Raw genomic sequence first — 17861 nt, forward strand, 5'->3', positions numbered from 1 at the left:
GTGGGAATGCAATCGGTCAGGCAGATTGCCACGGAGATCGTGGGGCGCGAAGGCGGCTACGTGAACGATCCGGACGATCCGGGCGGGGCGACCAATTTCGGCGTCACGATCCACACCATGCGCGCGCTCGGGCTCGACCTCGACCGCGACGGCGACGTGGACGCGCGCGACGTGCAGGCGCTGACCCGCGACCAGGCGATCGACATCTTCGTGCGCCACTACTTCGACAAGCCGCGTATCGCCGAGCTGCCCGAGACGCTGCAGGCCAGCGTTTTCGACATGTACGTCAACGCCGGTGCCAATGCCGTCCGCATCCTGCAGCGCCTGCTGTGCGACATGGGCGAGACGGTGGCCGTGGACGGCGCGCTGGGTCCGCAGAGTATCGCGGCGAGCCATATCGCGCACCGCCAGGCGCAGGGCTATCTCGCCGATGCCTACGGTATCGCCCGGCGCAACTACTATTTCCGCCTTGCCGACCGGCGTCCGGCCAGCCGCAAATACGCCCGGACCCGAGCGGGCGGCAAGGGCGGTTGGATCCGCCGGGCCGAGGAATTCATCACGCCGCGTTATCATCTCAGCGACCGGCAGTTTCAGCAAAGGGTGGCATCATGGGGCTGATCGACGGGCTTCTGAACATGGTCTTCGGCGGCGGGCGCAACGCGATCCGCGAAACCGTCGGCATCTTCCGTGAAAACGCCGAAGCAGGGGCCGCGCGCGCGCAGGTCGTCCAGGGACAGGCCATGGTCCAGCACGGGAAAGAATTCGAGGGACACACCCGCCGCGGCTTTGACGGCTTCATGGACGGCGTCAACCGCATCCCACGTCCGGCGCTGGCGCTGGGCACGCTGGGGCTGTTCGTTGCCGCGATGGTCGACCCGATCTGGTTCGCCGAGCGCATGCAGGGCATCGCGCTCGTGCCCGAACCGCTCTGGTGGCTTCTGGGCGTGATCGTCTCGTTCTACTTTGGTGCGCGGCACCAGCAGAAGACGCAGGATTTCCAGCGCACCATCGCCACCACGATGAGCCAGGTCCCGCAGGTGGTCGAGAACATCCGGACGCTGCGCGCGCTGCGGGCCGACAGCCCAGGGGCCGCCGACGCCGGCACGGACACCGGCCTTGCCACGGCGGCGGTCCAGCCCGAGACAAACCCCGCGCTCGATGCCTGGCGCAAGGCACGGGCCGCCTGAGCGGAGGCATCCGGGCCGCGACAATGTGAACGCCCGCGCGCGCCGATTCCCGTTGGAGCCGGTGGGCGCGGGGCCTATAGTCCGGGCATGATCACCGAGCTTGGACATTTCGCCCTCATCCTCGCCTTCGGCGTGGCCCTCGTACAGATGACCGTCCCGATGATCGGCGCCTCGCTGCGGCGTCCCGGCTGGATGGCGGTGGCGGAACCCGCGGCCATCGCGCAGTTCCTGCTGACAGCCTTTTCCTTCGGCGCCCTGATGCATGCCTTCATCGTCTCGGACTTCAGCCTGAGGCTGGTGGTCGAGAACAGTCACTCCGCCAAGCCGCTGATCTACAAGATCTCCGGAACCTGGGGGAACCACGAAGGCTCGATGCTGCTGTGGATCCTGATCCTGACGCTCTTCGGGGCGCTGGCGGCGGTCTTCGGCGGCGCCCTACCGCCGACCCTGCGGGCGCGCGTGCTCGGAGTGCAGTCGGCTATCGCCGTGGCTTTCTTCGCCTTTATCCTCTTCACCTCGAACCCCTTCACCCGCCTGTCGGTCCCGCCCTTCGACGGGCAGGATCTGAACCCGCTGCTGCAGGATCCCGGCCTCGCCTTCCACCCGCCGTTCCTCTATCTGGGCTATGTCGGCCTCAGCATGGCCTTCAGCTTTGCCGTCGCGGCGCTGATCGAAGGCCGCGTCGACGCCGCCTGGGGACGCTGGGTGCGGCCTTGGACGCTGGCGGCCTGGGTGTTTCTGACCATCGGCATCGCCCTCGGCTCATGGTGGGCCTATTACGAGCTTGGCTGGGGCGGCTTCTGGTTCTGGGACCCGGTCGAGAACGCGTCGTTCATGCCCTGGCTGCTGGGTGCGGCGCTGCTGCATTCGGCGATCGTGGTGGAAAAGCGCGAGGCACTGAAAAGCTGGACCATCCTGTTGGCGATCCTCGCCTTCGGCTTCTCGCTCATCGGCACGTTCATCGTGCGCTCGGGCGTGCTGACCTCGGTGCATGCCTTTGCCAACGATCCCGAGCGCGGCGTTTTCATCCTGATGATCCTCGCGTTCTTCGTCGGCGGCGCGCTGATCCTCTTTGCCGCGCGGGCCTCGGCGATGGAGGCGCGCGGCGTCTTCGGGCTGGCGAGCCGGGAAACCATGATCGTCGCCAACAATGTGCTGCTGGCGGTCTCATGCTTCGTGGTCTTCATCGGCACCATGTGGCCGCTGGTGGCCGAGATGTTCTTCGACCGCAAGCTCAGCGTCGGCCCGCCCTACTTCAACTGGGCTTTCACGCCGATCATGGCCGTGCTCGGGCTGCTGCTGCCATTGGGCGCGATGCTGCCTTGGAAACGCGCCCGGATCGGCCGCGTGCTCTACCAGCTGCGTTATGTGTTCGTTCTGGCCGTGGCGCTCGGCGGGCTGGTCTTCGCGATGCAGACCGGGCGTGGGCTGCTCGGGCCGATCGGCATGTTTCTTGCCGCCTGGATCGTGATGGGCACGATCGTCGATCTGGCGCAACGCACCGGCCGCGGCGCGGGGCGCCTGCGCCGGCTTGTCCGCCTGCCACGGGCGGACTGGGGCAAGGCCGTGGCCCATACCGGGCTGGGCGTGACCATGCTGGGCGTGGCGGGGCTGACGGCCTGGACGGTCGAGGACATCCATGTCGCGCAGTTCGACGAACCCTTCGAGGTCGGCGCCTACACGCTGACGCTCGATGACGTGCGCGACATCGAGGGGCCGAACTACCTCGCCACCATCGGGTTCCTGACACTCGAGCGCGACGGGCGCGAGATCGCGCAACTGCGCCCCGAAAAGCGCGTCTACCCGGTGGCGCAGATGCCCACCACCGAGGCGGCGATCGACTACGACCTCGCCCGCGACGTTTATGTCGTGCTTGGCGACCGGCAGGAGAACGGCGGCTGGGCAGTGCGCACCTACATCAAGCCGCTGACCAACTGGATTTGGATCGGGTCCGGCCTGATGGCGCTGGGCGGGCTCCTGAGCCTGTCAGACCGGCGCTTCCGCGTGGCGGCCGGTGCGCGCCGCGCTGGCCCGCGGCCGGTGGCGGCGGAATGAGAGGGCTCGCGGCGTCCATCGCGCTCTGTCTTTGCCTCGCCGGGGAGGTCCTGGCGGTGCTGCCTGACGAGGTACTCGATGATCCCGCGCTTGAAGCGCGCGCGCGGGACATCTCCAAGGGCCTGCGCTGCCTCGTGTGCCGCAACGAGAGCATCGACGAAAGCAACGCGAGCCTTGCGCGCGACCTGCGCATTCTCGTGCGCGACCGTCTCGTGGCCGGTGACAGCGACGAAGAGGTCGTCGATTTCATCGTCGCGCGCTACGGCGAATACGTTCTGTTGCAACCCACCGCGACGGGCGCCAACTGGCTGCTCTGGGCCGCCGGTCCCGCGATGCTGATCCTCGCAGGCGGCATGGGGCTGCTCTACGTGCGCCGGCGGACGCAGGCGGCCGCTCCGCAAGAGCAGGGCCTCTCCCCCGCCGAAGAGGCACGGCTGCGCGAGATCCTCAAGGACTGACGCCCGGTTCCGCTTTTGGCCGCGGCAACGGGCTGCTATGGCTGGGCCGGATTTCGGAGGCGGAGGGCTTTTCGTGGAATACCAGACCATTCTCTACACGCTCGACGAGGGCGTCGCGACGATCACGCTGAACCGGCCCGATCGGATGAACGCACTGACGACGCAGATGCGCGCCGAGATCGCCTATGCCGTGACCGACGCCGGCAAACGCGCCCGCGTTTTGGTTCTGACCGGCGAGGGCAAGGCCTTCTGCTCGGGCCAGGACCTCGGGGACGGTGCCTCGGCCGCCAACCTCGATCTCGAGCGCACCTTGCGCGACGAGTACACGCCGATGCTGCGGTCCATCGTGGAATGTCCGGTGCCGACAATCGCCGCCGTCAACGGCCCGGCCGCCGGGGCAGGGGCCAACCTCGCACTGGCCGCCGACGTGGTGATCGCCACCGAAAGCGCCTATTTCATGCAGGCATTCTCGCGCATCGGCCTGATCCCGGACGCCGGTGGCACCTACTTCCTGCCGCGTAGCATGGGCACCGCGAAGGCGCTTGGGGCTGCGCTCTTCGCCGAGAAGATCACCGCGCGTCAGGCCGACGACTGGGGCATGATCTGGGAGGCGGTGCCGGACGAAGGCTTTGCCGAGCATTGGCGCGCGCGTGCCGCGCATCTCGCCGCGGGACCGACGGCGGCCTACAAGGCTGCCAAGGACGTGATCCGGGGCAGCTGGGACCGTGGCTTCGAAGAGCAGATCGCCTTCGAGGCACATGAACAGGGCCGGTGCGGCAAGTCGCGCGACTTCAAGGAAGGCGTTCTGGCCTTCATGGAAAAACGCCCCGCACGGTTCGAGGGGCGCTGACGGCGGGCCGCGAAATCAGCGTTCCTGCAGAACCACGTCGCCCGGGCCCAGCCGCATCCTGCGGGCCGTCGCGACGACCAGCAGCGGCAAACCGTCGGCGTAGACGGTCTGCACCTGCGCCGACTGACGTTCGACCGTGATCCGGGGCCGGCGCGCGCCGCGCGGGTAGGACAGCGACACCATGTCGAGCCGGTCGGGTGTCTCGACACTGATCATCACCTTGCCGGTCTCAGTGTGGAAAACGTCGAAGTCAACCGCCTGCACGGGCGGCACCTCGGGGGTGGGATCTTGCGGGTCTGTTGTTCGAACCATGGTACCTAGAAAATCTTTCACGTCACTTGAATGGGTTTCCGATACCCGGTCGGTGCCGGGCCTCGCGGGCGGAAGTCGGAAGCCTGCAGGCGCCAATACCGCCCGGACTTTCACGTGCCTGACCCGAGTCTAGGCCGAGCGATTCCGGCCGGTCAAGAAACCGGCCGCGATTGTCCCGGCCTCGAAGACAGTGGCATAATCGCGGCAAAACTGCAGCAATCTGGAGCCAAAGGGATGGGATTCTTGTTGGACAGGCCCGCTGCCAACCCTTTTTCCTGCGAATCACTCAAGCTGCCTGGAAACGAAAAAACCGCCTCCGGAGGGAGGCGGTTTTGCTTGAGTCTCGATGTCGGCGATCAGCGGTTCTCGATGTCCACGTAGTCGCGCTGGGTCTCGCCGAGATAGAGTTGCCGCGGACGCCCGATCTTGAGTTGCGGGTCCGAGATCTGCTCTTTCCACTGCGAGATCCACCCGACGGTGCGCGCCACGGCGAAAATCGGCGTGAACATCGCGGTCGGGAAGCCCATCGCCTCGAGGATGATGCCCGAATAGAAATCGACGTTCGGGAACAGCTTCTTGTCCGAGAAATACGGATCGGCCAGGGCCGCGGCCTCGAGTTCCTTGGCGACCTGCAGGATCGGGTTGTTCTCGACGCCCAGAAGTTCGAGCACCTCGTCGGCGGACTGCTTCATCACCTTCGCGCGCGGATCGAAATTCTTGTAGACCCGGTGCCCGAAGCCCATCAGGCGGAACGGGTCGTCCTTGTCCTTGGCACGCGCGATGAACTCGGGGATGCGGTCCGGCGTGCCGATCTCGTTGAGCATCTCGAGGCAGGCCTGGTTGGCCCCGCCGTGCGCCGGGCCCCATAGGCAGGCGATGCCTGCGGCGATGCAGGCGAAGGGGTTGGCGCCCGAAGACGAGGCCAGCCGCACGGTCGAGGTCGAGGCGTTCTGCTCGTGGTCTGCATGCAGCGTGAAGATGCGGTCCATCGCACGGCTCAGCACCGGGCTGACGACGTATTCCTCGGCTGGAACCGAGAAGCACATGCGCAGGAAGTTCGACGCGTAGTCGAGATCGTTGCGCGGATAGACGAAGGGCTGCCCGATGGAATACTTGTAGGCCATCGCCGCGATCGTCGGCATCTTCGCGATCAGGCGGATCGAGGCGACCTCGCGCTGCCAGGGGTCCGAGATGTCCGTCGAGTCGTGGTAGAAGGCCGACATCGCGCCGACCACGCCGACCATCGTCGCCATCGGGTGCGCATCGCGGCGGAACCCGCGGAAGAAGTTGTGCATCTGCTCGTGGATCATCGTGTGATTGGTCACACGGCTTTCGAAGTTCTCCAGCTCGGCGGGCGAGGGCAGTTCGCCGTAGAGCAGCGCGTAGCAGACTTCGAGGTAATGCGAGTTCGCGGCCAGCTGGTCGATCGGGTAGCCGCGATGCAGCAGTTCACCCTTGTTGCCGTCGATGTAGGTGATCGTGCTGTCGCAGGCGGCCGTCGAGGTAAAGCCGGGATCGTAGGTGAAGACCCCGGCCTGCGCGTAAAGTTTGCGGATGTCGATGACCTCGGGTCCCGCGGTCGGGCTCAGCACCGGCAGATCGTAGCTTTTGCCGTCGATGGTCAGTGTGGCGGTTTTTGTGTCGTCGGCCATTCGTGATCCTTCCTGTCATCCGATGCGGGTGCGCCCGCTTGTGAAACCGGAGTTTGTCCGGTCCGGTTCATACCCGCTGATCCTTCACGACGGCTGTACCGCGTCCCGGGTGGCGGCGTCCTGCAGCCTGGCCAGCGTTTCCTCGCGTCCCAGGACCAGCATCATGTCGAAAACTGACGGTGTTGCAGAGCGCCCCGCGAGAGCGGCGCGCAGTGGCCCTGCCAGCTTGCCGAACTTGGTGCCGCGTTGCTCGGCAAAACCGTTGAGCGTGGCCTCCAGACTTTCCCGCGACCAGCTAGCATTTTGCAACTGCGGCGTCAATTCTCTCAGCAATTCCAGGGCATCGCCGTCCAGCGATTTGGCCGCCTTCTCGTCCGGCGCGATCGGGCGATCCGCCAAGATGAATTCCGCCTTTTCAATCAGTTCCGGAAAGGTCTTCGCGCGATCCTTGATGCAGTAAAGCGCCGCTTCCAACCCTTTGGCCTTTTCCGGTTCCAGGGCGGGTCGACCGGCCGCGGCCAGGTAGCCTTCCGCTTCTTGCCGCAGTGCAGCATCCTCGGTGATCGCGATGTGTCGCCCCGACAGGTTCTCGAGCTTTTTCATGTCGAAGCGCGCGGGGCTTTTCCCGATCCCGTCAAGGTCGAACCACGCGCGGGCCTGCGCGTCGGTGAAGAACTCGTCGTCGCCGTGGCTCCAGCCCAGCCGGGCCAGGTAATTTCGCATTCCGGCTGCCGAATAGCCCATCGCCTGGTATTCGTGCGCTCCGGTCGCCCCGTGGCGTTTCGACAGCTTCTTGCCATCCGGTCCGAAGATCAGCGGGATATGCGCCCAGACCGGCACGTCCCAGCCCATCGCCTGATAGATCATCATCTGCCGCGCGGCATTGTTGAGGTGGTCGTCGCCGCGAATCACGTGGGTTACGCCCATGTCGTGATCGTCCACCACCACGGCCAGCATGTAGACCGGTGTGCCGTCCGAGCGCAGCAGGATCATGTCGTCGAGCTGGTCGTTGCCGATCACCACGTCGCCCTGCACCACGTCGCGGATCACCGTCTGGCCGTCGAGCGGCGCCTTGATGCGGATGGCATAGGGCGCATCGGGGTGGGTCGCCGGATCGGCGTCGCGCCAGGGCGAGCGGTAGAGCGTGCTGCGCCCCTCGGCGCGCGCGGCCTCGCGGAAGGCGGCGATCTCGTCCTGGGTTGCAAAGCACTTGTAGGCCTTGCCGGCCGCCAGCAGTTCCTGCGCGACCTCGGCATGGCGCTCGGCGCCGGCGGCCTGCGAGATCACTTCGCCGTCGTGATCGAGCCCGAGCCAGCCCAGACCGTCGAGGATCGCCTGTGTCGCTTCCGGCGTCGACCGCGCCCGGTCGGTGTCCTCGATCCGCAGCAGGAACTTGCCGTCGCGTCCGCGCGCATACAGCCAGTTGAACAGTGCCGTGCGCGCCCCGCCGATGTGCAGGAAGCCGGTGGGAGACGGCGCGAAACGCGTGACGACGGGGGCGGACATTGCGGGCGTTTACCTTTCGGAAAGCATGTAATTCTAGGCTGCGCACTGTCTATCCAGTGCTGGCAACGGGGGCAAGGATGCGCGGTTCGGCCCGGATCGAGGCGACCCTGCTGCGCCAGCGCGGATACCTTTTCGAATGGGTCCCGGTGTGCCTTGGCTGTGGCATCGGGGTCTTCTTCCTGCTCCGCTTCGAACCCTCCCCGACGCTCTTGACGCTCGCCGCCCTTGCCGCTCTGGCGCTTGCGGCGCTGAGCCCGCGTCTGGGCGAGGCCGCAGCACCGCTGGCGCTTGCGCTGGCCGTTGCCGGGGCGGGCTTCGTGGTGGCTGGACTGCGGACGCATCAGGTCGCGGCGCCGGTGCTGAACTTCCGCTACTACGGCCCTGTCGAGGGCCGGGTGGTCGCCATCGACAGATCCGGCTCGGACGCGCTGCGCCTGACGCTCGACCGCGTGCAGCTCGAAAGGGTCTCCGCAGCGCGCACGCCCGACCGAGTGCGCGTTTCGCTCCACGGCGAGCGGTCGCACGATGTCGCCGCGGTGCCGGGTCTGCGGGTCATGACCACCGCCCACCTGTCGCCGCCCGGCGGCCCGGTCGAGCCGGGCGGTTTCGATTTCCAGCGCCATGCCTGGTTCGAAGGGCTGGGCGCCGTGGGCTATTCCCGCGTTCCGCTGCTGGCGATCGCGCCGGCCTCCGAGGGGTTGGCAGGGCTCGCCGTCTTCCGGATTCGCATGGCGCTGTCGGAACACGTCCGCTCCGTTCTGCCCGGCGACGCCGGCGGGTTCGCGGCTGCGGTCACCACGGGCGATCGCAGCGCCATATCGCAAGCCGCGCTCGAGGATCTGCGCGCCAGCAACCTCGCGCATCTTCTGGCGATCTCGGGCCTGCACATGGGGCTTCTCAGCGGCTTCGTCTTCGGCCTGTTGCGCCTGACGCTTGCGGCGATCCCGCCCGTCGCCCTGCGCTGGCCGACGCGGAAGATCGCCGCTGGCGGTGCGCTGGTGGCGGCAACAGGCTACCTGCTGCTGTCGGGGGCGAGTGTCGCCACCGAGCGCGCCTACATCATGGCCGCCGTGGCGCTGAGCGCAGTGATGCTCGACAGGCGCGCGATCAGCCTGCGCGCGGTGGCGATCGCCGCGACGATCGTGCTTGTCCTGCGGCCGGAAGCCCTGACCGGACCGGGTTTCCAGATGTCCTTTTCCGCCACCACGGCGCTGGTCGCGATCTTCGGCTGGATCCGCGATGCGCGCGTGCCGATGGGTCCGAAATGGCTGCGCCCGGTGCTGGCGGTGGTGATCTCGTCCGCTGTGGCCGGTCTGGCCACCGCGCCCATCGGGGCCGCACATTTCAACGCCGTGTCGCGCTACGGTCTTCTCGCGAACCTGGTGTCGGTGCCGGTCATGGGCACGCTTGTGGTGCCGGCGGCGGTGCTGGCCGCGTTGCTGGCGCCGCTGGGGCTCGACTGGCTCGGGCTTGGGGTCATGGAACTGGGCCTGCGCTGGATCCTCGGCGTGGCCGAGACCGTGGCAGGCTTCGACGGCGCCCGCCGGCTCGTGCCGAAGCCGGGCACCCCGGTGCTGCCGCTGCTTGCTCTGGGGCTTCTCTGGGCGCTGCTGTGGCGCGGCAGGGGGCGCGTTGCCGGTGCGGTCCCGGTCGTGCTTGCCGTCACGCTCTGGACCCAGGCGGAGCGTCCTTTCGCACTGGTTGCCGAGAACGGAGCGCTGGTCGGCGTGATGACGCCGGAGGGGCGGGCGCTCAGCAAGCCACGCGGCGCGGGATTCGTCGCCGAGAATTGGCTGGAGAACGACGGCGACGGTGCGGACCAGGCGGCCGCGGCGCAGCGCTGGCCCGCGGAACCCGCCCGGCCCGCCAGCTTCGGCGCGGTCAGCATCCTGCATCTGTCGGGCAAGCGCGCGGCCTCGCAAGTGACGCGCTGCGCGCCGGATCAGGTCGTGGTGGCCAGCGTACCGCTCACAGGGCTCGGCGGCGGCTGCACGGTGCTCGACCCCGCCCGGTTGCGCGCGACCGGCGCGGTGGCGCTGGTCTGGCGCGACGGCACGCCGGTTTTGCGCACGGCGCGCGAGGTCACCGGGCAGCGAGTCTGGAGCGGATGGAAAAAAGTGAGCCCGCGCGGTCAGTAGCTGCGGATCAGGCCCACGAGTTTGCCTTGAACCTTGACGAGGTCGGGCGGCAGGACGCGGGTTTCATAAGCCGGGTTCGCCGCCTCGAGCGCGATCGAACCGCCGCGCCGCATGAAGCGTTTCAGCGTCGCCTCGTGATCCTCGATCAGCGCAACGACGATATCGCCGTTGTCGGCGGACTTGGTTTCGCGGATCACCACGACGTCGCCGTCGTTGATCCCCGCGCCGATCATCGAGTCGCCCTTGACCTCGAGCGCGTAGTGGCTGCCGGAACCCGACAGCATCGCCTGCGGCACGGTGACCGAATTGTTGTTCTGGTTGAGCGCTTCGATCGGCACACCCGCGGCGATCCGGCCGACCAGCGGCAGGTCCATCGCGCCGGCGGTCGAAATCTCGCGCGCCTGCGACGGCGGAGCGGCATCGGGCCGGTCGCCATCGATCACGCGCGGCGTAAACCCCGACGGCCCGCCACCAAGGCTGTCGGGCAGCTTGACGATCTCGAGTGCGCGGGCGCGGTGGGCGAGGCGGCGGATGAAACCGCGTTCCTCAAGCGCCGTGATCAGGCGGTGGATGCCGGATTTGGATCGCAGGTCGAGCGCTTCCTTCATCTCGTCGAAGCTGGGCGGAACGCCGTCTCGCTGTACGCGCTTGTGGATGAATTCGAGCAAGTCCAGTTGCTTCTTGGTCAGCATCTCTCGGGCCTCTGCGTCGTTATTTTCCGTTTGTTCTAGTCATGTTCCCGTTTTGTGTCAACTCTCGACCCTGGAACGTCAGTAGTTACGCAGCATGATGACGTCGACCGTGTCGCCTGAGACACGCGCGGGATCACCCGGGGGCCGCACCAGCAGGGCATCGGCTTCCGACAATACGGTCAGAAGCGAACTATCCTGGCTGCCGAACACAGACAGGCCGTCCGGGCCGAGCCGCGCGCGCATGTAGTGCTCGCGCGGACCGTTTGCCGGGATGTCCTGGGCCAGGGCGCCCGTGGTGCGCGGCGCTGCCTCGGGCGCGAAACCTTGCATCACCCGGACCATCGGGGCGAGAAACACGGTGCCGCAGACCATGGCGGAGACCGGGTTTCCCGGCAGGCCCAGCATCGGCAGACCCTTGAGGTTGCCGGCCATCAGCGGCTTTCCCGGCCGCATCGCGACCTTGTAGAAGGACTGCTTCATCCCGAGTTCGGCCGCAACGCCACCGACAAGGTCATGATCCCCGACCGAGGCGCCGCCGATGGTAACCAGCAGGTCCGCGCCTTCGGCCAACGCGAAGGCGGCTGCCAGCGACGCAGACGTGTCGCGGGCGACCGGCAGCAGGCGCGCCGTTGCGCCGAGCTCTTCGAGAAGGGCGGCAAGGCCGAAACTGTTGGAAGCGATGATCTGGTCCGGGCCGGGGGCTTCGCCGGGAAGAACCAGTTCGTCGCCCGTGGCCAGAAGGGCGATGACGGGCTTTCGGGCGACCGGCACTTCGGCGATGTTCATCGCCGCCAGCAGGGCCACGTCGGACGGCGTCAGGCGGCGCGGCGCGGACAGGCTGTCGCCCTCGTGAAAATCGCTTCCGGCGGGACGGATGTTGGACTTACCGTCGAGCTTTCCGCTGATTGCGATGCGGTCGCCGTCGCGGGTGACGTCCTCCTGGATCACGACCATGTCCGCGCCGCGCGGAACCGGTGCGCCGGTGAAGATGCGCACCGACTGGCCGGGACCGACAGAGCCGTCGAACCCGTGCCCGGCGGCGGCCTCGCCGATGACGTCGAAACGCGCGTCCGGCGACAGGTCGTTGCGGCGCAGCGCATAGCCATCCATCGAGGACGCGTCGAAGGGCGGCTGGGTGCGTCGGGCGCGGACCTCGCGGGCCAGCACGCGCCCGGCGGCCGCCCGCAGCGGCACGGTTTCGGCCTCGAGCGGCGAAACCAGCGCAAGGAGTTTGGCCAGGGCGTCGTCGACGGAAATCATCGGGGCCGCGGCACTCTGTCCGCCGGTTGCGGCAGGGAGACGGAAAATTGGAATTTTCCGAACCGTTTTCCGGATCGGAAAACGGCTGCGGTTCGCCGCAGCGCGTTCACGGCGCCTCGTAGCGGCCCGACTTGCCGCCATCCTTGAGGCGCAGGCGCAAGCCGCCGATCTCCATCGCCCTGTCGACCGCCTTGGCCATGTCATAGACGGTCAGCGCCGCAACCGAAGCCGCCGTCAGCGCCTCCATCTCGACCCCGGTCTTGCCGGTCGTCTTCACCGTCGCCTCGATCCGAAGGCCCGGCAGGTCGGCATCGGGCGCCAGATCGACCGAAACCTTGGTGATCGGCAGCGGATGGCAGAGCGGTATCAGATCGGCGGTGCGCTTGGAGGCCATGATGCCGGCCAGGCGCGCCACCCCGGCGACATCGCCCTTCTTGGCGCGGCCCTCTGTGATCAGCGCCAGGGTCTCGGCCTGCATCCGGACGTGGCAGACCGCGACCGCGACCCGGTCGGTGTCGGGCTTGCCACCGACGTCGACCATTTGTGCATCGCCCTTGGCGTCGAAATGGGTGAGGCTGCCGGTGGCCACCCTTACATCCCCGAGGCGGTGACCGGGTGCGCAAGCAGGTCTCGAGTGGCCTGGGCCACGTCCTCCTGTCGCATCAGGCTTTCGCCGATCAGGAAGATGCGGGCGCCGAAGCGCGCGAGGTCGGCAAGATCCTCGGGCGACGACATGCCGGACTCGGCCACGATCAGCTTTTCTGCCGGGACCTGCTTGGCCAGCTTGCGCGTGGTGTCGAGCGAGGTCTCGAAGCTCTTGAGATTGCGGTTGTTGATGCCGACGAGCCGGCTTTCGAGTTCGGCCGCGCGGTCGAGCTCGTCGCGGTCGTGAACCTCGACCAGCACGTCCATCCCCCAGTCCCGCGCGGTCTGCTCGAGCTCCTGCGCCTGGGCGTCCGAAACCGCGGCCATGATGATGAGGATGCAATCGGCGCCAAGCGCGCGCGCCTCGACGACCTGGTACGGGTCGTACATGAAATCCTTGCGCAGCACCGGCAGCGAACAGGCCGCGCGGGCCTTGCCCAGGTAGGACTTGGCGCCCTGGAAGCTTGGTGTGTCGGTCAGCACCGACAGGCAGGTGGCGCCACCGTCCTCGTAGGCCTGCGCCAGCGCCGCAGGGTCGAAATCGGCGCGGATGAGGCCCTTGGAGGGGCTCGCCTTCTTGATCTCGGCAATCAGCCCGTAGCCCGCGATCGACACCTGGTGCAGCGCCTCTGCAAAGGGGCGCACGGTCGGGGCCGACGTAGCATCGCCCTCGACTTCGGCCAGCGGTTTCGCGGCCTTGTCGGCGGCGACCTCTTCGATCTTGTAGGCCTTTATGCGGTCGAGAATGGTTTCGCTCATGGGCCCTCCGGTGGTTTCGTCCAGTTTATGGCTGTCTGGCCTTGCCCCTGCAACCATGCATTCACCCGCGAGAACGGCCGCGAGCCGAAAAAACCGCGGCGTGCAGAGAGCGGCGAGGGATGCGCGGTCTCGATCTTGAGGTTGCACGTGCCGTCGACTCCGGCGGCGGTCTTCTGTGCCAGCGTCCCCCAGAGCAGGTAGGCCCGCGGCCGGTCCGCAAGCCTGCCGAGCACCTGGGCCGTCAGTCGTTGCCAGCCAAGCCCGGCGTGGCCCTTCGCCTGCCCGGCGGGAACGGTCAGGATCGGGTTGAGCAGCAGGACACCCTGGTCGGCCCAGAACCGCAGGTCGGCAGTGGCCGGGCAGGCTCCGATATCGTCGCGCATCTCGCGAAAGATGTTGCCGAGCGAGCGCGGCAACGGATGCACGTCTGCTTCGGCCGAGAACGCGAGCCCGTGGGCGTGACCGGGCGTGGGGTAGGGGTCCTGGCCCAGGATGACCACGCGCACCGTCTCGGGTGGCGTGCGCTCGAACGCGGCGAAGACGAGCTCGGGCGGCGGCAGCACCGGACGCGTCTCGGCCGCCAGCCGGGCCGCGATCGCAGGCAGGTCCCGGTCGAAGAAGGGCAGGTCGCGCCAGCCGCCGAGGCGGCCGAGATCGAGGGCGCTCACGCCTTTTGGGTGACGCGCGCGAGCGTCGCGATCCGCTCCTTGGCCGCGCCGCTGTCGATCGACTCGGCGGCGAGTTCCACGCCCTGTTTCAGGTCCGGAGCGGCCTCGGCCACCACCAGCGCCGCGGCGGCGTTCAGCAGCACCGCATCGCGATAGGCCGAGGGCGCACCGTCGAGCAGTTCGCGGAAGGCGCGGGCGTTGTCTTCGGGCGTACCGCCGACGATGGCCTCGAAAGGATGCACCGGCAGGCCCGCCTCTTCGGGATGCAACTCGCGCGCGCTGACGGTGCCGTCCGGGAACAACTCCGACACCCAGCTGACCCCGGTTATGGTCAGCTCGTCGGTGCCGTCCGAGCCATGCACCAGCCAGGCGCGCTCGGAGCCCAGCATCCGCAGCGTCTCGGCCATCGGGTCAATGAGATCGCGCGAGAAGGCCCCGGTCAGCTGGCGCTTGACGCCCGCCGGATTGGTCAGCGGCCCGAGGATGTTGAAGATCGTGCGGGTTCCGAGTTCGGCGCGCGTGGGCATGACATGGGCGATGGCCGGGTGATGCATCGGCGCCATCATGAAGCCGATCCCGGCCTCGGCCAGCGCGGTTTCCACGACTTTCGGCCCGACCATGACGTTGACGCCCATCTGTGTCAGCGCATCGGCGGCACCGGACTTGGAGCTGAGGTTGCGGTTGCCGTGCTTTGCGACGACCACGCCCGCGCCCGCGGTCACGAAAGCCGTTGCCGTCGAGATGTTGAGGGTCCCCTTGCCGTCGCCGCCGGTGCCGACGATGTCCATCGCGCCGGGCGGGGCCTTCACCGCGTTGCACTTGGCGCGCATGACGCTGGCCGCGGCGGCGTACTCCTCGACCGTCTCGCCGCGCGTGCGCAGCGCCATCAGCAGCCCGCCGATCTGGCTTGGCGTCGCCTCGCCGTCAAAGAGCACCTGAAAGGCGGCCTCGGCCTGGGCGCGGCTAAGCGCGCCTTCCGCGGCGGCGGCGATTAGCGGCTTCAGGGCTTCGCTCATGCCGGCACCTGCATCTCGTCAAGAAAATTCTTCAGCATCGCGTGGCCGTTTTCCGAGCGGATCGATTCGGGATGAAACTGCACGCCGTGGATCGGCAGGTCGCGATGGCGCAGCCCCATGATCGTGCCGTCCTCGAGGTCCGCGGTGATCTCGAGACAGTCGGGCAGGCTTTCCCGCTCGACGATCAGCGAATGGTACCGCGTGGCGAGAAACGGTGAGGGCAGTCCGGCGAAAACACCACTGTTGGTGTGGCGGATACGGCCGAGCTTGCCGTGTACGATCTCGTGGCAGCGGACCACGTTGCCGCCGAAAGCCTGGCCGATGGTCTGGTGGCCGAGGCAGACCCCCATCAGCGGCGTGCGGGTCTCGGCGGCGGCCTCGGTCAGAGCAAGGCAGATCCCGGCCTGGTCTGGGTCGCAGGGGCCCGGCGACAGCATGATGCCCGTCGGGCGCATCGCCATCGCCTCCTGAACGTCGAGCGCATCGTTGCGGCGCACGGTGACCTCGGCGCCGAGCGCCCCGAGATAGTGCAGCAGGTTGTAGGTAAAACTGTCGTAGTTGTCGATCAGCAGCAACATGTCCAAAACTTTGCAAACGGGGCTGGAGGCAGGGACTGCCGGCGCGATATACGTCGGGCCATACTTGTTCAGGCTTGAACACGGGCGTCAAGGGCAGGGCCGCGGCGGAGACCGCGCCAGGAGCCGACGTGGGCCGGGTCGGCCGTGAGCTGAAGGCAGAGGTGGGCAGACCGTGGCGATGGGATTTCTCAAGGGCGTTTTGAACGGCGGCGTGCTGTGCGTTTCCGCCGCGGCGGTCGCGTCGCTGATCGCGGACGGACCGGAACCTCCCGCCGTCGGCGAGGCGGCGCCGCAGGTTGCCCGCGCGGGCGATACCGCGCCGCCGGGCAGCGGGCGGCTGGGAAGCGGCACCGGACGCGACCGGGTGCCGGTCACCGGTGAGCGCAGCCCCAGAACCCCGGAGCCGGATGCCGACACGCTGGCATCGGTCACGAATTCCGACACGCTGCCCGCGCGGCAGCCCGAGACCGGTGGTGCGGCAATGGTGCCGCGTCCGGCAGCCCCGTCGGCCCCGGTCGCGCCGCAGCCGACCCCCACACAGGACAGCCCGGTGGATCCCGGCGCCGCGCTGACCGCGGCGGCGAGCCCGCAGGAGGTGCCTGTTCCGACCTTCGAGGCGAACCCCGTGGCCCCGCCGACCCCTGAACTGGCCGAAGCGACGGACGTGCTGGCCCTGTCGGTGGAACCGGCCAAGGCGCCCGCGATCCCGACGGCCTTCACGCCGGATGCCGCGGCGCCGAACCCGGACTCCGCGCCTGCCCGGCAGACGGCCGCGCGATCGCCCTCAGCCGATGCGCCGGTCGCAGCGGACCGCACAGCCGCGTTGGAGAACCCCTCGGTCGCCACCGTCCCGGTCGCCCAGCCGGCCGTGCCAAACGGCACTGCGACCGCCGCCGCTCCGGCGCTGTCCGGCATGGCCCAGCGGGGTCTCACGGGCGATACCGTGCCCGCGACCCAAGCTCCGTCCGAACCGCAGGCCACGGCGACTGCTCCCACACCCGACCTTCCGCCGGCCCGCACAGAGTCCGCCCCATCGACGGGAGACCGGAACCCTCCGGAGACGCCCGACGCGGCATCCAAGCCAGTGAACGAACAGGTCGCGGAACTCGATACGCTTCCGGCCCCTGTCCCGGCACAGGCTCCGGAGACTGCGCCCGAAGAAGCGGAACTGACCGAGCCGGACGCGCCGGCGGGCGAACCCGCGACCGAGACGGCAGACGCTCCCGCGACACTTGCCCCGGCCGCCGGACCGCGTTTCGCCGGCACGCTGACCGACCGGGCCGACGGCGTCACCGTCAACCGCCTGCCGAACCTCGCTGGCGCCGCCGCGGCGGAGGCCGACACCGCCGAGGCGGACGCGGCGCCGGCCCCCGGGGTCGATAGCCCGCCGCTTGTGCAATTTGCAAAGGCCTTCGACGACCCCGGCGGCAAGCCTCTGATGGCGATCGTTCTGGTGGACGACGGTGCGCCGCTTGGCGACGAGGTCGTGGGCATCGAGGCATTGGGGCGCTTTCCCTACCCGGTGAGCTTTGCCATAGACGCGACACTTCCCGATGCGGCGGCGCGCATGCAGGAGTACCGCGCTCGCGGTTTCGAGGTCCTGGCGATGCTGGATCTGCCCGAGGGGGCGACGGCGCGTGACGCGGAAGTGTCGGTCGCGGCAGCCTTCGGCAACCTGCCGGAAGCGGTGGCGCTGATGGAGGGCACCGGGTCTGGCATCCAGTCGACCCGCGCGGCCTCGAACCAGGTGACGGCGATCCTAGGCCAGACAGGGCACGGGCTGGTGACCCAGAACCGTGGTCTCAACACCGCCCAGAAGCTCGCCGTGAAAGAGGGCGTCCCCGCGGCCGCGGTGTTCCGCGACTTTGACGGCAAGGAACAGACGCCCAGCGCGATCCGCCGCTCTCTCGACCAGGCCGCGTTCCGCGCCGGCCAGGAAGGCGCCGTTGTGATGCTGGGTCGCCTGCGGCCCGACACGATCTCGGCGCTGTTGCTCTGGGGCCTGCAGGACCGCGCAGGAAAGGTGGCGCTCGCCCCTGTTTCCGCCGTGCTGGCCCCGCAGGACTGATCGTTTTCCGATCCGGA

General features: G+C 68.2%; 17 protein-coding genes. 7 read left to right on the forward strand and 10 right to left on the reverse strand.

What is annotated here, in order from left to right; genetic code table 11:
- The first annotated feature begins 6 nt into the window (after positions 1–6).
- The 5 genes from R5H30_RS06000 (at position 7) to R5H30_RS06020 (ending at position 4550) form a co-directional block, all read left to right on the forward strand.
- Entirely contained in the window at positions 7–618 is a 612-nt protein-coding gene (locus R5H30_RS06000; RefSeq protein ID WP_318327170.1) for a holin-associated N-acetylmuramidase, read from the forward strand.
- Positions 609–1187, forward strand: a complete 579-nt coding sequence (locus tag R5H30_RS06005; protein ID WP_318327171.1) for a holin family protein — start codon at positions 609–611, stop codon at positions 1185–1187. The genes R5H30_RS06000 and R5H30_RS06005 overlap by 10 nt, the downstream gene beginning before the upstream one ends.
- Positions 1188–1274: 87 nt before the next feature.
- Complete coding sequence (locus R5H30_RS06010) at positions 1275–3242, forward strand: heme lyase CcmF/NrfE family subunit (protein ID WP_318327172.1); 1968 nt, start codon at positions 1275–1277, stop codon at positions 3240–3242.
- On the forward strand, positions 3239–3700 hold the full coding sequence (locus tag R5H30_RS06015) for a cytochrome c-type biogenesis protein (RefSeq protein WP_318327173.1): 462 nt from the start codon (positions 3239–3241) through the stop codon (positions 3698–3700). The genes R5H30_RS06010 and R5H30_RS06015 overlap by 4 nt, the downstream gene beginning before the upstream one ends.
- Positions 3701–3773: 73 nt before the next feature.
- On the forward strand, positions 3774–4550 hold the full coding sequence (locus R5H30_RS06020) for an enoyl-CoA hydratase-related protein (RefSeq protein ID WP_318327174.1): 777 nt from the start codon (positions 3774–3776) through the stop codon (positions 4548–4550).
- Positions 4551–4565: 15 nt separating this feature from the next.
- On the opposite strand, the gene R5H30_RS06025 is transcribed toward R5H30_RS06020, so the two are convergent.
- From R5H30_RS06025 to gltX, 3 genes are all read right to left on the reverse strand, one after another.
- On the reverse strand, positions 4566–4814 hold the full coding sequence (locus R5H30_RS06025) for a hypothetical protein (protein WP_318327175.1): 249 nt from the start codon (positions 4812–4814) through the stop codon (positions 4566–4568).
- Between the two features lie 404 nt (positions 4815–5218).
- A complete protein-coding gene (locus R5H30_RS06030) occupies positions 5219–6514 on the reverse strand; it encodes a citrate synthase (protein ID WP_318327176.1) in 1296 nt (431 codons plus the stop codon).
- Between the two features lie 84 nt (positions 6515–6598).
- Positions 6599–8020 (reverse strand): glutamate--tRNA ligase, encoded by a 1422-nt coding sequence (gene gltX / locus R5H30_RS06035; RefSeq protein ID WP_318327177.1) that lies wholly within the window; start codon positions 8018–8020, stop codon positions 6599–6601.
- A gap of 77 nt (positions 8021–8097) precedes the next feature.
- Here gltX and R5H30_RS06040 point away from each other — a divergent pair, with 77 nt between their 5' ends.
- The gene (locus tag R5H30_RS06040) at positions 8098–10158 is read left to right on the forward strand and encodes a ComEC/Rec2 family competence protein (RefSeq protein WP_318327178.1); all 2061 of its coding nucleotides are present in this window, start codon (positions 8098–8100) and stop codon (positions 10156–10158) included.
- Here the strand turns inward: R5H30_RS06040 and lexA are convergent.
- From lexA to R5H30_RS06075, 7 genes are all read right to left on the reverse strand, one after another.
- The gene (gene lexA / locus R5H30_RS06045) at positions 10152–10850 is read right to left on the reverse strand and encodes a transcriptional repressor LexA (RefSeq protein WP_318327179.1); all 699 of its coding nucleotides are present in this window, start codon (positions 10848–10850) and stop codon (positions 10152–10154) included. The two genes, R5H30_RS06040 and lexA, sit on opposite strands and share 7 nt — an antisense overlap.
- A 78-nt stretch (positions 10851–10928) precedes the next feature.
- Entirely contained in the window at positions 10929–12110 is a 1182-nt protein-coding gene (locus tag R5H30_RS06050) for a molybdopterin molybdotransferase MoeA (RefSeq protein WP_318327180.1), read from the reverse strand.
- A 106-nt stretch (positions 12111–12216) separates the two neighbouring features.
- Positions 12217–12699 (reverse strand): cyclic pyranopterin monophosphate synthase MoaC, encoded by a 483-nt coding sequence (gene moaC / locus R5H30_RS06055; protein ID WP_318327181.1) that lies wholly within the window; start codon positions 12697–12699, stop codon positions 12217–12219.
- Between the two features lie 2 nt (positions 12700–12701).
- Complete coding sequence (gene trpC / locus R5H30_RS06060; protein ID WP_318327182.1) at positions 12702–13514, reverse strand: indole-3-glycerol phosphate synthase TrpC; 813 nt, start codon at positions 13512–13514, stop codon at positions 12702–12704.
- On the reverse strand, positions 13511–14182 hold the full coding sequence (locus R5H30_RS06065) for a uracil-DNA glycosylase (protein ID WP_318327183.1): 672 nt from the start codon (positions 14180–14182) through the stop codon (positions 13511–13513). The genes trpC and R5H30_RS06065 overlap by 4 nt, the downstream gene beginning before the upstream one ends.
- Positions 14179–15198 carry an anthranilate phosphoribosyltransferase gene (gene trpD, locus R5H30_RS06070; RefSeq protein ID WP_318327184.1) on the reverse strand — a complete coding sequence of 340 codons (1020 nt, stop codon included), beginning with the start codon at positions 15196–15198 and terminating at the stop codon, positions 14179–14181. The genes R5H30_RS06065 and trpD overlap by 4 nt, the downstream gene beginning before the upstream one ends.
- Positions 15195–15776 carry an anthranilate synthase component II gene (locus R5H30_RS06075; RefSeq protein WP_318327185.1) on the reverse strand — a complete coding sequence of 194 codons (582 nt, stop codon included), beginning with the start codon at positions 15774–15776 and terminating at the stop codon, positions 15195–15197. Before R5H30_RS06075 ends, trpD begins: the two co-directional genes overlap by 4 nt.
- 178 nt (positions 15777–15954) lie before the next feature.
- Here R5H30_RS06075 and R5H30_RS06080 point away from each other — a divergent pair, with 178 nt between their 5' ends.
- A complete protein-coding gene (locus R5H30_RS06080; protein WP_318327728.1) occupies positions 15955–17844 on the forward strand; it encodes a divergent polysaccharide deacetylase family protein in 1890 nt (629 codons plus the stop codon).
- Positions 17845–17861 lie beyond the last annotated feature (17 nt).

It is taken from the genome of Roseobacter sp. FCG-D35, from assembly GCF_033436665.1.
Classification (GTDB): domain Bacteria; phylum Pseudomonadota; class Alphaproteobacteria; order Rhodobacterales; family Rhodobacteraceae; genus JAWQFO01.

What these genes read in the sequence shown, in the direction of transcription:
- R5H30_RS06010 (WP_318327172.1), top strand. Translation starts at nt 1,275, where the DNA reads ATGATCACCGAGCTTGGACATTTCGCCCTCATCCTCGCCTTCGGCGTG.
- trpD (WP_318327184.1), bottom strand. Translation starts at nt 15,198, where the DNA reads ATGAGCGAAGCCCTGAAGCCGCTAATCGCCGCCGCCGCGGAAGGCGCG.
- R5H30_RS06030 (WP_318327176.1), bottom strand. Translation starts at nt 6,514, where the DNA reads ATGGCCGACGACACAAAAACCGCCACACTGACCATCGACGGCAAAAGC.
- R5H30_RS06075 (WP_318327185.1), bottom strand. Translation starts at nt 15,776, where the DNA reads ATGTTGCTGCTGATCGACAACTACGACAGTTTTACCTACAACCTGCTG.
- R5H30_RS06005 (WP_318327171.1), top strand. Translation starts at nt 609, where the DNA reads ATGGGGCTGATCGACGGGCTTCTGAACATGGTCTTCGGCGGCGGGCGC.
- R5H30_RS06040 (WP_318327178.1), top strand. Translation starts at nt 8,098, where the DNA reads ATGCGCGGTTCGGCCCGGATCGAGGCGACCCTGCTGCGCCAGCGCGGA.
- trpC (WP_318327182.1), bottom strand. Translation starts at nt 13,514, where the DNA reads ATGAGCGAAACCATTCTCGACCGCATAAAGGCCTACAAGATCGAAGAG.
- R5H30_RS06080 (WP_318327728.1), top strand. Translation starts at nt 15,955, where the DNA reads ATGGGATTTCTCAAGGGCGTTTTGAACGGCGGCGTGCTGTGCGTTTCC.
- lexA (WP_318327179.1), bottom strand. Translation starts at nt 10,850, where the DNA reads ATGCTGACCAAGAAGCAACTGGACTTGCTCGAATTCATCCACAAGCGC.
- R5H30_RS06015 (WP_318327173.1), top strand. Translation starts at nt 3,239, where the DNA reads ATGAGAGGGCTCGCGGCGTCCATCGCGCTCTGTCTTTGCCTCGCCGGG.
- R5H30_RS06000 (WP_318327170.1), top strand. Translation starts at nt 7, where the DNA reads ATGCAATCGGTCAGGCAGATTGCCACGGAGATCGTGGGGCGCGAAGGC.
- gltX (WP_318327177.1), bottom strand. Translation starts at nt 8,020, where the DNA reads ATGTCCGCCCCCGTCGTCACGCGTTTCGCGCCGTCTCCCACCGGCTTC.
- R5H30_RS06050 (WP_318327180.1), bottom strand. Translation starts at nt 12,110, where the DNA reads ATGATTTCCGTCGACGACGCCCTGGCCAAACTCCTTGCGCTGGTTTCG.